Genomic DNA, 15,279 nt, shown 5'->3' on the forward strand with positions numbered 1-15,279 from the left:
TTAGCATGCTCCAACCAAATGCCATGAAGAAACTCTTTTCTGCTCTGTCTTTACTTGCTCTTACATTCAGTTGTGAACAAGGGTACGAATCTTTTATTGATGTTGAAGTAACATTACAGGAAGGCATATCAGGTAAGCCTGAATACCTGGCTTCACCCTACTTAACCCCTGGTGATAAAACCTACATGGTCGGACATCAGGACGGAAGCTTTCCTGATTTGGGTTGGCACGTAACAGGTGAAATGGGAGGTATATGGAGCCATCCGATTAAGTTAATGGATGGTTTTGTAGCTTCCATTAATAGCAATAATGCCACGTTCTGTCTCACTGATGCTTCAGAATTCATCAACTACTCTTTCTTCAATGAACACCATTTTCAGGTTGACGCTTTAGGTCTGGAGGTGGCCAGAAGACAATTTGTACCTGATGGAGAAAAAGCTGTCTATGTAGAGTATAAGCTGATCAATAACTCGGGCGATGCACTGGATTTTGACTTTACCTTTAATGGTATGGTGGACCTCAGGCCTGTCTGGTTGGGCGAGAGAACCCATATGGTGGATGCCGCAGATCAGGCCAGCTTCAATCAACAGACTGGACGCATTGAAGCGAAAGACGAGGCCAATGAATGGCATGTAGTTTATGGCTCATTTTCCTCCCCGGGCAAAGCAGAAGTAGATAGTCAACTATGTGACTTTGAAAGAAACGGTCAAGGTGTTAATGCCGCTTTGAGTTTTCCACTCAGCCTGGCGAAAGGAGAGGAGTTGGTACTGCCTTTTGTTATTTCGGGATCTGACAAGTCCTTGGATGCTGCCAATGCCACTTTTGAATCAGTCAGGCAGAATGTATTGTCACTGTTTCAGCAAAAATCCCAACGCTATGCGCAGATTAATCAAATGGCTCAATTGACCACACCTGATGCACGATTGAATCAGGCGTTTGAATGGGTGAAGTATAATACAGATTGGCTGATCAACGATGTAGATGGTTTGGGTAGAGGGATTACGGCCGGTAACCCCGACTATCCATGGTTCTTCGGTGCCGACAGCGAATATGCTTTACAGGGAGCCACTGCGGTGGGAATGAAGGATATAGTCTATTCAACCATCCAGATGATCGATAGCGTATCGAATGCAGTGAATGATGGTTCCGGTAAGATCATGCACGAGATGAGTACCAATGGATCCGTCTTCAACCCGGGAAACCTCAATGAGACACCACAATATGCCACATTGATCTGGGAGGTCTTTAAATGGACGGGAGATATGGATTTCCTCAGGAAGTATTATCCTACGGTCGTAGCAGGGTTGGACTGGCTACTCAGGGAGAATGATGAAGATGGCAATCTTCTGGCCGATGGTTATGGCATGATGGAAATTCATGGCCTCGAATCTGAAATGATCGATGTGGCGGCTTACACCTACAAAGCCTTTATGGATGCAGCTGAAATGGCTGAGGTTTTGGGTCAACCGGCAGAAGCAAAGGACTATAGAATGAAGGCTACGAAACTAGCCGGAATTATTAATAGTGAGTTTTGGGTGGAAGAGTTTTCTTCTTATGCCGACTTTATTGGTACAGCCAAAGATGCGGAGCACCTGATTGAAGGAGCTATTGTAAGAGCTGATACTCTCGACAAACCCTGGGCAGTGGAGGAACTGAAAACCACCCAAAGAAGGGTACGAGGTTATAATCCCAATAAAAAGCAGGGATTCGTTTTGTACCACAATTGGGTGGTGAATACACCGATGGAAGTTGGGGTGGCCGATAGTGCTAAAGCGATCAAGGCACTGAATACCGGGAGTCGTTATGTCAACCCCTTTGGTGTTTTTGTAACCGGTATCGATCGCGATGAGTCAGCCGGAACCGATGATAGTGGCTTTGCTAAGAAAATGAAGATATTCTCCTATACAGGAGCTGTAATGACCTTGCCAACAGGGGTACAGGCCATTGCTGAAAACAACTATGGCCGACCAGATGCTGCATTAGATTATCTGAACAGGATGACCAATTCTTTCGGTTATGCCTTACCCGGTTCTATTTATGAAGTAAGCCCGGATTTTGGTATGCATACCCAGGCATGGAATATTTACTCTTATGCTGTGCCCATTATTAAGCAGTTTTTTGGAGTAAAGCCTATGGCACACTTGAAGGAAGTGACCATTTCTCCACTGATGCCATCAACCTGGAATGAGGCTCAAATCGCAGACCTTGTCATTGGTGATAATACGCTTTCGTTGAGCTTTCAACGACTGGAAAGTGGAGGGTATGAGTTGCTTATTGAGCAGGCTGACCCTTCCTTTAAACTGGTTTTTCCGGCTGAGATAGGTACTGTTTCTCTTTTAGAAGGTGAACAGGTAGAAAGCACTTCAATGTATCTGGAAGTTACAGGGAATAAGGTGAGAGTCAGGGTTAACCAGTAGTACAGGCTTTGTTCTACCGGACTTGATGTAATCACTAGAAGATAATTTCCAATTCAAACGGCTCCTGATATATAGATTCGTAATGAACAATGGTCCTGATCTCATTCAAAAGTGATTTCTCATTTTCACTCAGCTCCAGTTCCAGAAATACGATTTCATTGCCAGAAGCGAAAGGGCTCTTGCCTCCATACTGATAGGAACTCTTCCGGTATTCATTCAGACCTGATGCCTTAAGTAAGTCATCCCAGGTATTATATCGCTGGCCTTTGTAATAATGCTCTACCTGCGTAATAATGGCCGGACCAACTCCCTGATTGGATAACTTAAGCTGAAGATTCGTAGCAGAAGTCCAACCATAGAAGAAGTCCATATAAGGCCTTACAGATAGCCTGTTATGTTCCTGAGCTATGCGGACTTGCCAGAAGGAGACTATTACGGCCATCACAGCAATGAGTACAACAGCATAATGGGAGAGTTTTTCAGTTTTTGACATGCTCATGAGTGCAGCGGTTTAGAGATGAATCGGGGTTTATAGGGTTATTGGTTAGTGCTGTCATAAAAACGATGATGTCCCCAAACAGATTTGTTGTCTAGTGTTTGTCTGCCACCCCAGGCCGGGTAACCGGGAGGAGGTATCAATACATTTCTCATAACAGGGTGAATTTCATAATCCTGAAAGATTCTGGTAAGAGACTCATGTTCCGGGTTTAACTCGGGAAGAGCATAATATACCAGTTCTCCAATCGATTTAATTAGCCAGTCTTCCATAATGTCGTTTTTGGTTAGCCGGTAACCCATGGTGGAAGACTTAGCCATCTTGTGAAAGTTTGCTATTTCACTTATCCTCCATTCACAAAATTCTAGCAGTTCAATATAATTGACAAAGGCCAGATCAATCACAAAATCGCGGTCTTCATGGGACATCAGTTGTTCATCATCTTCAGTGATCTGGTCAAAAAGAAATTTGGCGACAAAACATTCCAGCCTGTGAAGTACAAGTCCCGGGTGTTCACCGCTTCCGCCACCAAGTATCAGGTTGGTAGGGTCAGCACCAAAATCATAGTCTCCCCATTTCACTTGTTCAAGCGTTTCCAACGGATGATAAATGGGGAGGTAACCTAGCTGCCCGACATATTCATGATCGAAGCTATCTATATAACTCATACCTGAATATGCACAAAAAAGCCAATTGATGCTTTATGACGTTCGGATTTACTCCTGCTGTTTTGCTAAAGGGTCTGCTGTTGGAGTAAACCTCAACCCAACCATTTAGAACGAGTCGGTTTGGTAATAACCTGTTTAAGGGTATACCAAAAACAAAAGGCCAGCCTTTTGGCTGACCTTTCTGATTACATTTTCTTTTCTCTATACCTCTTCGGCTCCCGGGCCTTTTCTAAAAATCTTACGCACGGCCTGCTCAAGCTCTTCAGCGGCCTTTCTGATATGGAATTTGGCTTCTTCGAACTTAGGCTCATTCTTAGATTTGAAGTCCTTCATTTTATCCTCCAGCTTATCGCGCTGCTTTTTCAGGTCTTCAATGACATCATCCATTTCTTCTCGAGCTTCTGCACCGGCATTTTTTGCCTGATCGATGAGTTCATCAATTTTCTCGCGTAACTCCTTTAATAGTTTTTCAGTATCCATTAGTTCGTAGGTCTTGCTTTAATAGTAGTACTCACGTTGATCCAGCATCCAACTCTGATTGATTCACCTTCTTTTTTGTTGGCAGTAAATACATCCGATACTGTTGGGAACTGGGCTTTGGCCTGAGCCATACCTTCGCTGTTTCCAGCTTTTTGGTAAAGGTCATAAGCCGCCATAAAGATAGCTCTGTCTTCTACCTGACTCACTTTCTTAGCGCACTGGTCGAAGCTATTCATATACATATTGGCCACTAAGGTGAGAGCCTGACTTTCAGAAGCTTTGTTGGTTTCTGCTGCTTGTAAGGCAGTCTTTCTTGCTTCAGCCTTATTTCCCATTTTGATATAAACAGAAGTAAGGTCCAGTAAAAGATCTGCTTTCTTCTCAGGATCTTTTGAAAGGTTTATGGCCTCATTGTAGAATGAAATGGCTTTATCATACTCTTCATTGACAAATGCTCTCTGAGCAATTACTTTGGCTATACCTTCCGTAGGTTCATCCTTCTGAATAATCTCTGCGGCAGTAAGAAAGTACGGGCTTTCTGAGCATCCCTGATTGAGCAGCAAACTGAAAACCTTTTTGGCCAACTTGGTATTTGGGTCAGTTTCCAGCTTAGGCGCAAGGTTATTATTGATAAAGTCACAGTTTAGGTCATCGCCCATGGTCATGGTCAATAAGCTGTTGACAGTGGTTCTGTATTTTTCCAGCCGGTCAGCATCTTCTCCGTTTTGTTCTTTCAGGTCGATGGTTTCCATTACCTGAGTATAAACATCGAATACTTTGTCATTGGGAATGTCTACACCATAGGCTTTGGCGCGTCTGATGATATCCATGTAAGAAACCAGATTGTTATTAATGACTTCTGCCGGGTTTTTATAAGCGGCCTCGTAAGCCTCGATAGCCTCAGGCATTTTGTCCTTATTAGACTTCCAGTATTTGTAATAGCGGTAAGCTTTGTTGTTCACCTCTAAATCAGAAAGCTCATAATATTTAGCTTTTAGATCGAAAGCAATGAACATGGAATCGAGCAACATATTCTTTTTTGCTTCGTCAGAAGTGGCTTCTGCCAACTCTTCATAAGCCTTGTAGCTATTGATATAAAGTCCGTCATACAACTCGGGAACATTCTTCATTAACCAACTTAAGGAGTTGGCTGCTTCTCTGAATTTATCGGCAGACATTGCATCTACAGAAAGTGCGAAACGTCTTTTGGCTTCGGCTTCCAATTTCGGATCAGAGGGAAGGTTCAGTTGAGGAGCCTGGGCAAAAGCGCCTTGTATGACAAATACTGTAAGTATTAATAAGATTAACTTTTTCATAGTCTCTCGTTTACGAGTGGATAATAGCAAAGTTTCTACCAATTAGAAATGGTTGGCAAAAGTAATGGTTATGAAGAAGTTAAAAATTAACTCAAGGATTATCAAATTGTTGTCTTCTGCTAATTACTCACTCTGGTCCTTAAAGTGGTTTTTACATTGATCCAACAGCCCACCTTTATGGGGTCTCCATCATATATATCCTGTTCAAAGGCTGCTTCCCTGGTAGGGAATTGCAGGGCGATTTCCTCCATGGCTTTAGTATTGTTTGCTTTTGCAAACATGTCGTAAGCCGCTAAATAGACCGCACGATCCTGCACAATGTCATATCGATCGGCACATTCGTCAAAACTGGCTACATATAGATGACCAATGAATGTGTAGGCTGTAGGTCCTAACTCAGGATTCAGTGCTACTGATTCCAGGGCAGAAGCTCTGGCCAGTGGCTTGTTGAGGTTGGCAAAATGCATTTTGGCAATGTCCATATGGATGTCTGCCTTTTTGCTAACAACTGTTTCGAGTTCGAGAGCACTTTGATAATAGGAGATAGCCTGGCCAAAGTTATCATCAGTTGCTTCATACTGTGCGAGAATTTTGAAGATACCCGATGTAGGTTCATTTCTGGCTAATAGTTTAAGAGCAGATAGGTAGCTATCCGTTTTTCCGCAGCTTGATCTGAGGCTAAAGGCCATCACTTTCTTCGCCACATTCACGCTATCACTTTTCGACATGCCATCTGCCATCTGATCGATGGTGTTACAAGGAATTTCACCTCCCAGCATATTGATCAGTGATTGATCCAGATAGGCAGTATAGTTGTCGAAGCGTTTTTCATTCTTACTGAAATACCTTTCAGTTACTTCTCCCGAGGTAAGCATGTAATTATCAATGATTTCCTTTTCGGAGAGGTTTTGAACCAATTGATGATACTTTTCAGTGACCAGTATAAATGGAATCAGGTTGTTATTGATCACTTCATCGGGTGTATCAAAGAGGTTTGTAAAGAGCGTATATGCTCTGGTTAGTTTGTCCTTATCATTTAAAAAGTATTTGTAATACCTGAAGGCCAGCTTATTTTGTTCAATAACACTCAGTTCAAAATGCTGCGCTTTAAGTTCATAGGCAATGAGCATGGAATCAAGCATGACCTGCTTTCGGGTTTTGTCTTCAGTGGCATTGGCCACTTCTTCGAATGCGTCCATAGCCCATGATTGTACACTCTCGGAAAAGTCTGGAGCGTTTTTCAATAACCAGTGAAGTGAGGGGAGGGCTTTCTTATAATCATCCATGCGGATGTAATCGCCAGCAATGGTATATTTTTCATTGATCTCTGACTTAGATACTAAATCCTGTGCACTAACATTAATAGTCCATAGGCACAGACAAGCCAGCATAGTAGTTTGTGCAAGTTTCATGGTTGACTAGTTTAATTCGGAACTTAGCCATTTCAGGACTTACTTCAAACTAATGGATTAGTTAATTTTAGTTGAAAAGAGATTTGAACTCAAACTTTTCTCCATCAAACAAGCCTAAATCACTCAGCTTTAATTTTGGAATAACCAGCAGTGCCATAAAGGAGAGGGTCATGAAAGGAGAGTTGAGTGAACTACCCATTTCCTTAGAGAGTCTGTCAATGGCGGTATATTGTTTTGCCACTTCATAACCATCTTTATCAGACATAATTCCGGCAACTGGTAATGGAAGAATCATTTCCTGTTGTCCATTGACGGCACTCACTCCACCTTGCTCCTTAATAATAAGGTTAATCGACTTGGCCAAAGACTCATCATCCACACCAACTGCTATAATATTATGTGAATCGTGTCCGACAGAAGAAGCAATCGCTCCTTCTTTCAAACCGAAGTTTTTAATAAAGGCAATAGCTGGTGGGGCCGATTGATACCTGTTCAGTACCACCATTTTGAGAATGTCCTGGTTGGTATCAGAAACGGCATATCCTTCCGTATCTTTTTTACAATTCATAGGAAGGCAGTTGGTAATCAACTGTCCGTCCAGGGCTTCTATGACATTAACAGAGTCAGAGTCGGCCTTCACTTTAAGGTCTTTCGGGGCAATTGGTGAACAGTCAAATTGATTTACGATCTTGTTCTCAACCTGTGGAATCAATGACTTACCTTGCTCAGCTACCTGTTGACCATCAATATAAGTAGCTAAGACTTTAAAATCATGGAGGTTATTCACTACAATAAAGTCGGCATAGTCTCCTGGCTGTAGCGTTCCAACCTCCAGAGCGTAATGATCTACGGGAGTAATACAGGCTGCAGTAAGAATATCGAAAATATCATACCCTTTGTCCAATGCCCTTTTCACCAAAACATCGATGTGACCTTCTACCAGGTTGTCAGGATGTTTATCATCAGAGCAGAACATGAGCATTTCAGGGCTTTCTGCAAACAGTTCTACCAGTGCTTCGAAGTTTTTGGCAGCTGACCCTTCGCGAATGGCGATTTTCATTCCGTGTTTCAGCTTGTCTCTTGCCTCGTCAGCCGTGAAACATTCGTGATCTGTACTAATTCCGGCCTTAATGTAGTTTTCAGCTTGCTCACCTCTTAGTCCAGGAGCATGGCCATCAATAGGCTTACCCAGTTCCTTGGCTATCTGCAGTTTTTGATAGACTACTTCATCCTTAAATAAAACCCCTGGCCAGTTCATCATTTCAGCCAGATACTTGATTTCCGGTTTTTTCAAGAGATACTCTACTTCTTCGGGAGTGATCTCAGCACCTGCTGTTTCAAAAGTAGTTGCAGGAACACAGGAGGGGGCTCCAAAGTTGAATTTGAAATTCACCTTATGGCCATTCTCGATCATGTATTCCACTCCTTCCACTCCTAAAACATTGCCAATTTCATGAGGGTCAGAAACAGTTGAAACAGTGCCATGTACTACGGCAAGTCGGGCAAATTCAGAGGGAACGAGCATGGAGCTTTCTACATGAACATGAGCATCGACAAAGCCCGGTAGAATAAATTGATTATCGACCTGCTCTCTGGCTTCTATGGAAGTAATGCGGTTTCGTTCAATAGATAATTCACCATCGAAAATGCGTCTGTTTCTTACATCGACTATATGACCGGATATTTTCATCTGTTTCAAAAGTTGCTACGGCTAAGTTCAGACAAAAGCCTTAGAACATAAAACTTTGAGCCTTACCTTTGCGCAAACTTTGAGAATGAATAAAATCAACATTGCCATTGACGGTCTTTCAGGGTGTGGAAAAAGCAGTACTGCCAAAGCTGTGGCCAAAACACTGGGCTATAAATTCATTGATACAGGCGCCATGTACAGGTCAGTGACATTGTATATGCTCGATCATCAGGTAGATCTCCATGATTCGGCTCAGGTAAATGCAGCCTTAGAGAATATCAAGATCGATTTTCAGTATAACCCTGATACTCAAAAAAATGAAACCTTTTTGAATGAACAGAATGTTGAGGAAGAGATCAGGTCAATGCGCGTTGCAGGTCATGTGAGTGAGGTTGCTGCCATTAAAGAGGTAAGAGTAGCCATGGTCAGACAACAGCAGCAAATGGGTAAAGACAGCGGGGTGGTAATGGATGGAAGAGATATAGGTTCTGTTGTTTTTCCTGATGCTGAACTAAAGGTGTTTATGACCGCATCAACTGAAGTAAGAGCGAGGAGACGTCAGGCAGAACTGGCAGAGAAGGGTCAGCATGTTGAGTTAAATGAGGTCATCAATAATCTTGAAGAAAGAGACAGAATAGACTCCACCCGAAAGGAGAGTCCACTGATTAAAGTAGAGGATGCTGTGGAGATAGATACTTCTGATTTAAAGTTTGAAGACCAAGTGCAAAAAGTGTTAGATTTGGCACAGCAACGCATTGAGGCAGAATAGATAGAGTGTTTGTATGCAGGTTACGATAGATCAAAATTCCGGATATTGTTTTGGCGTTGAGTTTGCTATTCAGATGGCAGAAGACGAGATGCAGGAAGGTTCTTTATACTGTTTGGGAGATATTGTCCATAACAGTATGGAAGTGAAGCGCCTGAATGAAAAAGGATTGAAGATTATTGACCGTGACCAGCTCAAGCAGGTGAAGAACTCTAAAGTACTTATCCGTGCCCACGGGGAACCACCGGAAACCTACCAATTGGCACTGGAGAATAATATCGAGTTGGTGGATGCTTCTTGTCCCGTTGTGCTCAAACTCCAAAACCGTGTTAAGTTAGCCCATGACAAGATGAAAAGAGCTAATGGGCAGATTGTGATTTACGGAAAAATGGGCCATGCCGAAGTGGTTGGTTTGACTGGTCAGACAAACAACGAGGCTATTATTGTAATGGAAGAAGCCGACCTGGATAAGATTGACTTCAGCAGGCCGGTGACTCTGTTCTCACAGACAACCAAAAGCACGAAAGGCTTCTATCATATCCGTGAACTGATTGAAAGCAGAATCAAAGAACAAAAAGGTGAGTTGGAAGAAGTTGATTTTTCAGCCAATGACAGCATCTGTCGTCAGGTTTCCAATAGAGAGCCCCAACTACTCAAATTTTCGGAAGAAGTAGATGTAATTATCTTCGTGAGTGGCAAGAAGAGCTCTAATGGCAAGGCATTGTATTCAGTGTGTAAACAGCAGAATGAAAGAAGCTACTTTGTAGAGAATGAAGAAGAGGTAGATTTTAGCTGGATTAACCCGACAGATCATGTTGGTATTTGTGGTGCAACCTCTACACCAATGTGGCTCATGCAAAATGTGGCGAAACACATTGAAAATCACTTCGAAGAAACCGTTGAAATATAAATTTCAATCTACATTTCAATAGCAAGTTTTTTGGACTAAATTGCGCACCGAAAAGGGAGGTTTAACCTTTCTTTTGAGTGCAAAAGTTGTATTTTTGCCTCGATTTTGATCAACCTTAGTGATTCGCAACTTAATACAGTATGTCTAAAATCATAAAGCTTAAAAAAGGCTTTGACATCAACCTTGCCGGGAAAGCGCAAAAGAAAATCGCGAATACTCCTCCTTCGGAAACGTTTGCTATCAAACCCACTGACTTTGTTGGAATGAAACGACCTAAGCTTTTGGTAGCTGAGGGCGATAACGTGAAGGCTGGAAGTCCTGTTTTATATGACAAAATGCAGGAAAATGTGATGATTTGCTCTCCGGTTAGCGGTGAAGTAGTCGAAGTGAAGAGGGGAGCCAAGAGGAAACTACTCGAAATTAAGATCCTGGCCGACAAGGAAATTGAATATGAACAGTTCAACACTTATAATGTGTCTGACATCAAAGGTCTTTCCAGAGAAGACGCTGTTGCTCAGATGACAAAAGGTGGTGTTTGGGCCAATATCATTCAAAGACCTTACGGAGTAATTGCCAATGAAGAAGATTCACCGAAATCTATCTTCATTTCTGCATTTGATACACATCCATTGGCTGCCGATCCGGCTTTCACCCTAAAAGGAGAAGAAGAGGCTTTCAGAACCGGTATAGAAATCCTGAAGAAATTTACGGAAGGGCCTATCCATCTGAATCATGACCTGAATGGTGAGGTTTCTTCAGTGTTCGCCAATATTGAAGGTATTCAACATAATAAGGTAAGCGGCCCGCATCCGGCAGGTAATGTGGGTGTGCAGATTCACCATATCGATCCAATCGGAAAAGGTGATTTGGTCTGGACTGTTACTCCATTTGGTGTAGCTCAGATCGGAAAGCTTTTCAGCAAAGGAGTATATGATGCTTCCAGAGTTGTAGCTGTAGCTGGCTCTGAATTGAAAGACCCACAATATATCAAGACTTACACCGGAGCTTGTGTAAATAAGCTGGTAGACGGTAACCTGAAGCAGGATCATGTCAGATTTATTTCAGGCAATGTTCTCACTGGTGAAAAAGTTGAAAAGGATGGTTATTTAGGCTTCTATGATAATCTGCTTTCAGTACTTCCTGAAGGAGATCATGCAGAATTCCTTGGATGGATTAAGCCTAAGAAAGATGTGCTGAGCTTCCACAGAGCCTGGGGATTATTCTCATTCCTTAATGGTAAAGACAAAGAGTATGTGTTAGACACCAATACCAATGGTGAGCCACGTGCCTTTGTTGAAACAGGCGTTTTTGAGAAAGTAACCCCAATGGATATCTATCCGGTTTACTTGATCAAAGCCATCATGGCCGAAGACTATGATAATATGGAAGCCCTTGGTATTTACGAGGTAGTTGAAGAAGATTTAGCCCTGTGTGAATATGTTGATGTGTCGAAACATGATGTACAACAGATTGTTAGAGAAGGGATTGAATTGATGCAAAACGGTTAATTGGAATGAAGTTTTTACACGATTTATTAGAGAAACAAAAGCCTAAGTTTGAAAAGGGCGGTAAACTCGAGAAGTTCTACTACCTCTTCGAAGCACAGGAAACGTTTTTGTTTTCGCCAGCCAGTACTGCCAAGAATAAAGGGGTGCAGGTTCGCGATGCAGTTGACCTGAAAAGAATGATGATGACTGTGGTCATCGCACTGATCCCTTGTCTTATCTGGGGTATTTTCAACGTAGGTTATCAACACCATGTGGCTGTTGGTCAAGCGACTTCATTCTTTTCTGTAGATAATTTGTTATTCGGATTAAGATGGGTACTTCCTATCGTAATCGTTTCATATGCCGCAGGGGGTATTGTAGAGGTGATTTTTGCAGTTGTCAGAAAGCACCCCATCAATGAAGGCTTCCTGGTAACCGGTATGTTGATACCGCTTATTGTTCCTCCAACGATTCCATTGTGGCAGGTAGCTTTGGCTACTGTATTTGGAGTATTGGTAGGAAAAGAGATTTTCGGAGGTACCGGAATGAACGTATTGAACGTGGCTATGACAGCCAGAGCATTCCTTTACTTCGCTTATCCTTCTCAGATTTCAGGTGATGTCTGGACTCAGCTGTCTGGTGAAACTGCAGTGAATGGTTACTCTGGTGCAACTGCACTGGCTGTTGCCTATGATTCATCTAATGTTGGAACTGTTGTTACTGAAGGACTGGCAAAAGCTAATAGTGTACTGGCCGCACCGTTTGGTGGAGACTTCTTTAGTTTCCAGAATATGCTGATTGGAGGTATACCTGGATCTATCGGAGAGACTTCAACGCTTATGGCGCTGTTAGGAGCAATTATTTTGATTGCAACAGGAGTGGGAAGCTGGAAGATCATTGTGAGTGTATTCGCTGGTGCTTTTGCTATGGGAACACTATTCAATGTGGTTGATGCTAATGAATTTATGAGAATTCCGGCAGAGTATCACCTGGTGATGGGTGGTTTGGCTTTCGGTGCTGTATTTATGGCTACAGATCCTGTATCGGCTTCACAAACTGAAACCGGTAAATGGATATATGGAGTACTAATAGGTGCTCTTACGGTAATAATTAGAGTGGTGAACCCTGCATATCCTGAAGGTATTATGCTGGCAGTTCTTTTAATGAACGTCTTTGCACCACTGATCGATTTCTACGTAGTACAAGCAAACAAGAAAAGGAGGTTGGCCCGTGCGACAGTCTAATACTTATATCATCGTTTTCTCTGTAATCCTTACTGTAGTGTTAGGAGGGTTATTGTCAGGTGTTTCCCAGGTATTGGGACCTGCTCAGAAAAAAGCAGTCGATCTGGATACTAAAAAACAGATTTTGGGTGCTATCCCTTCAGAGAAAGCCGCTTTGGCTAACATGACAGCCGAAGAAATTCTTACGCGTTACAGTGAGGTGATTACTTCTGAAGTGACCGACTATAATGGAAGTCTGGTGACTACCAATGAGAAGGGCGAGCCCATCGTAGCTGAGAATGTAAACATTGAGAAGAACTACAAAAAACCAGCTGAGCAGAGAATGCTTCCTGTATTTAAGTACAGTGCTGACGGTCAGGAGGCTTACATAGTCCCTACTTTTGGTGCAGGACTTTGGGATGCAATTTGGGGATTTGTGGCAATAGCGCCAGATTTGGAAACCGTGGTTGGAGTAAGCTTCGATCACCGAGGTGAAACTCCGGGTCTGGGAGCAAGAATCACTTCAGATGAAATTCAAGAAAGATATCAGGGTAAAGAGCTTTACAATGGTCAGGGTGAATTTGTTTCTGTTGAGATGGTGAAAGGAGAGAACAATCCTGAGTCTAATCTCGGTGCCAACAAAGTAGACGGTATGGCTGGTGCAACATTGACTGCCAATGGAGTGAACAGTATGCTGGAAAACTACCTCGGTTATTATCAGAACTACTTCGACAAGAATGTAAAAAGTGGTTCTGGCACCATGACAATGAATTTAGAGAATAACTAAACAGTAATTATAATGAGTACTGAAACGTTAGAAGCACCGGTAGCCAAGGAGAAAGAATCCTTACTATCGAAGAGAAGAAAGAAATTTGTTACTGATCCTTTAAGTGACGACAACCCGATTACCATCCAGGTTCTGGGTATTTGTTCTGCATTGGCGGTAACGACTCAAATGAAACCTACACTGGTTATGGCTATTTCCGTAACCCTGGTGTTGATGTTTTCAAACCTAATCATCTCATTAATGAGAAATGCTATTCCAACAAGGGTACGTATTATCGTACAGTTGGCAGTAGTAGCCACCCTGGTAACCTTGGTGAATGAGGTGCTGAAAGCTTATGCATATGATATGTACAAAGAGCTGTCAGTTTTCATTGGTCTGATCATTACCAACTGTATTGTAATGGGACGTCTGGAAGCCTTTGCATTGGGTAACAAGCCTTATGACTCTATGTTGGATGGTTTAGGCTCAGGCCTGGGGTATTCCTGGATTATCCTAACCGTGGCCTTCTTCAGAGAAATCTGGGGATCCGGTAACGTTTTCGGATATCCGGTATTTGAAGCCATGGGTATTGAAAACTTCGCTACCAATGGTTTGATGGTATCTCCAGTAGGAGCATTTGTGGTACTTGGATTCATTATCTGGGTACAGAGAACTAAATCAGGTTACGTAGAACACTAAAAGTATATATCATGGATTTATTGAATTTAGGTATTAAGTCGATCTTCATTGAGAACATGGTATTTGCCTACTTCTTAGGTATGTGTTCTTTCCTTGCAGTATCGAAAAAGGTATCTACGGCATTCGGTCTTGGACTGGCTGTAGTATTCGTATTAGGTATGACAGTTCCAATGAACTGGTTATTGAATGAATTTATATTGAAAGAAGGTGCCCTTTCTTGGTTAGGTGCCAGCTTCGCAACTATAGACTTATCATTCCTTAGATTTATCATGTTCATCGCCATCATTGCTGCTATGGTGCAGTTGGTTGAGATGACTATTGAGAAGTACTCCCCATCTCTTTATGGTTCTTTGGGTATCTTCTTGCCATTGATTGCGGTAAACTGTGCAATCCTGGGTTCGTCACTTTTCATGGCTCAGAGAGACTACTCAATCGGTGAGGCAACTGTATTCGGATTCGGTTCCGGTATCGGTTTCTTCCTGGCTATTGTGGCTCTGGCTGCTATCAGAGAAAAGTTGAAATACTCTAATGTGCCTGATGGATTGAAAGGACTTGGTTTAACCATGTTCATCACCGGTTTGATGGGTATTGCATTTATGAGCTTTATGGGTATTTCAATCTAAGATTTACCTCTCTTTAAAATATAGAAAGCCTCACATTGTGAGGCTTTTTTTATGCCCAAAGTTTTCAACTTACCGTCAACGATTGTTTTTAGGCCTTATTCTTAAACCCAATTTTTCCATTAGCCTGTATTTCCTGATAATTCGGTTCAAATATTAACTCGTTTTAAAATGAAAAATGTATATTCATTGATTATTGGTTTAAAAATGAATCAATGTTTGTCCGTCTGTCAGGATTGCATACGTTTTCAGTTTCAATTTTAACCGAATATGGAGATGTTTACAGAACAGGCAGGCAAATCGGCTCTTCGTCCCTAATTTTAGAATAA

14 protein-coding genes are annotated in these 15,279 nt (G+C 42.2%); 8 read left to right on the top strand and 6 right to left on the bottom strand.

The genetic code is table 11. From position 1 onward, the window contains the following. The first annotated feature begins 23 nt into the window (after positions 1–23). Positions 24–2,417, top strand: coding sequence for a glycogen debranching protein (locus tag ACOOEY_RS17375; protein ID WP_420385996.1), 2,394 nt, complete (start codon positions 24–26; stop codon positions 2,415–2,417). 34 nt (positions 2,418–2,451) lie between these two features. Here ACOOEY_RS17375 and ACOOEY_RS17380 read toward each other — a convergent pair whose 3' ends face one another. From ACOOEY_RS17380 to ade, 6 genes are all read right to left on the bottom strand, one after another. Then, a complete protein-coding gene (locus tag ACOOEY_RS17380) occupies positions 2,452–2,916 on the bottom strand; it encodes a hypothetical protein (protein WP_420385997.1) in 465 nt (154 codons plus the stop codon). A gap of 38 nt (positions 2,917–2,954) precedes the next feature. After that, positions 2,955–3,581: a hypothetical protein gene (locus ACOOEY_RS17385; RefSeq protein ID WP_420385998.1), complete on the bottom strand. Its 627-nt coding sequence runs from the start codon at positions 3,579–3,581 to the stop codon at positions 2,955–2,957. Positions 3,582–3,782: 201 nt separating this feature from the next. Continuing rightward, positions 3,783–4,061 carry a hypothetical protein gene (locus ACOOEY_RS17390; protein ID WP_420385999.1) on the bottom strand — a complete coding sequence of 93 codons (279 nt, stop codon included), beginning with the start codon at positions 4,059–4,061 and terminating at the stop codon, positions 3,783–3,785. After that, positions 4,061–5,377 (bottom strand): tetratricopeptide repeat protein, encoded by a 1,317-nt coding sequence (locus tag ACOOEY_RS17395; protein WP_420386000.1) that lies wholly within the window; start codon positions 5,375–5,377, stop codon positions 4,061–4,063. Before ACOOEY_RS17395 ends, ACOOEY_RS17390 begins: the two co-directional genes overlap by 1 nt. Positions 5,378–5,496: 119 nt before the next feature. Then, complete coding sequence (locus ACOOEY_RS17400; RefSeq protein ID WP_420386001.1) at positions 5,497–6,789, bottom strand: hypothetical protein; 1,293 nt, start codon at positions 6,787–6,789, stop codon at positions 5,497–5,499. A 67-nt stretch (positions 6,790–6,856) separates the two neighbouring features. Continuing rightward, positions 6,857–8,479, bottom strand: a complete 1,623-nt coding sequence (ade, locus tag ACOOEY_RS17405) for an adenine deaminase (protein WP_420386002.1) — start codon at positions 8,477–8,479, stop codon at positions 6,857–6,859. Between the two features lie 85 nt (positions 8,480–8,564). Here ade and cmk point away from each other — a divergent pair, with 85 nt between their 5' ends. The 7 genes from cmk (at position 8,565) to nqrE (ending at position 14,953) form a co-directional block, all read left to right on the top strand. Continuing rightward, on the top strand, positions 8,565–9,248 hold the full coding sequence (cmk, locus tag ACOOEY_RS17410) for a (d)CMP kinase (RefSeq protein WP_420386003.1): 684 nt from the start codon (positions 8,565–8,567) through the stop codon (positions 9,246–9,248). Positions 9,249–9,261: 13 nt separating this feature from the next. Continuing rightward, entirely contained in the window at positions 9,262–10,155 is an 894-nt protein-coding gene (locus ACOOEY_RS17415) for a 4-hydroxy-3-methylbut-2-enyl diphosphate reductase (RefSeq protein ID WP_420386004.1), read from the top strand. A gap of 140 nt (positions 10,156–10,295) precedes the next feature. After that, a complete protein-coding gene (locus ACOOEY_RS17420) occupies positions 10,296–11,663 on the top strand; it encodes a Na(+)-translocating NADH-quinone reductase subunit A (protein ID WP_420386005.1) in 1,368 nt (455 codons plus the stop codon). Between the two features lie 5 nt (positions 11,664–11,668). Then, the gene (locus tag ACOOEY_RS17425; RefSeq protein ID WP_420386006.1) at positions 11,669–12,886 is read left to right on the top strand and encodes an NADH:ubiquinone reductase (Na(+)-transporting) subunit B; all 1,218 of its coding nucleotides are present in this window, start codon (positions 11,669–11,671) and stop codon (positions 12,884–12,886) included. Next, a complete protein-coding gene (gene nqrC, locus ACOOEY_RS17430; RefSeq protein WP_420386007.1) occupies positions 12,873–13,652 on the top strand; it encodes an NADH:ubiquinone reductase (Na(+)-transporting) subunit C in 780 nt (259 codons plus the stop codon). The genes ACOOEY_RS17425 and nqrC overlap by 14 nt, the downstream gene beginning before the upstream one ends. 12 nt (positions 13,653–13,664) lie before the next feature. Beyond that, on the top strand, positions 13,665–14,330 hold the full coding sequence (locus tag ACOOEY_RS17435) for an NADH:ubiquinone reductase (Na(+)-transporting) subunit D (RefSeq protein WP_420386008.1): 666 nt from the start codon (positions 13,665–13,667) through the stop codon (positions 14,328–14,330). 8 nt (positions 14,331–14,338) lie between these two features. Beyond that, on the top strand, positions 14,339–14,953 hold the full coding sequence (gene nqrE / locus ACOOEY_RS17440) for an NADH:ubiquinone reductase (Na(+)-transporting) subunit E (protein ID WP_420388664.1): 615 nt from the start codon (positions 14,339–14,341) through the stop codon (positions 14,951–14,953). The last annotated feature ends 326 nt before the right edge of the window (positions 14,954–15,279 follow it).

The organism is Roseivirga sp. (assembly GCF_965216855.1).
Classification (GTDB): domain Bacteria; phylum Bacteroidota; class Bacteroidia; order Cytophagales; family Cyclobacteriaceae; genus Roseivirga.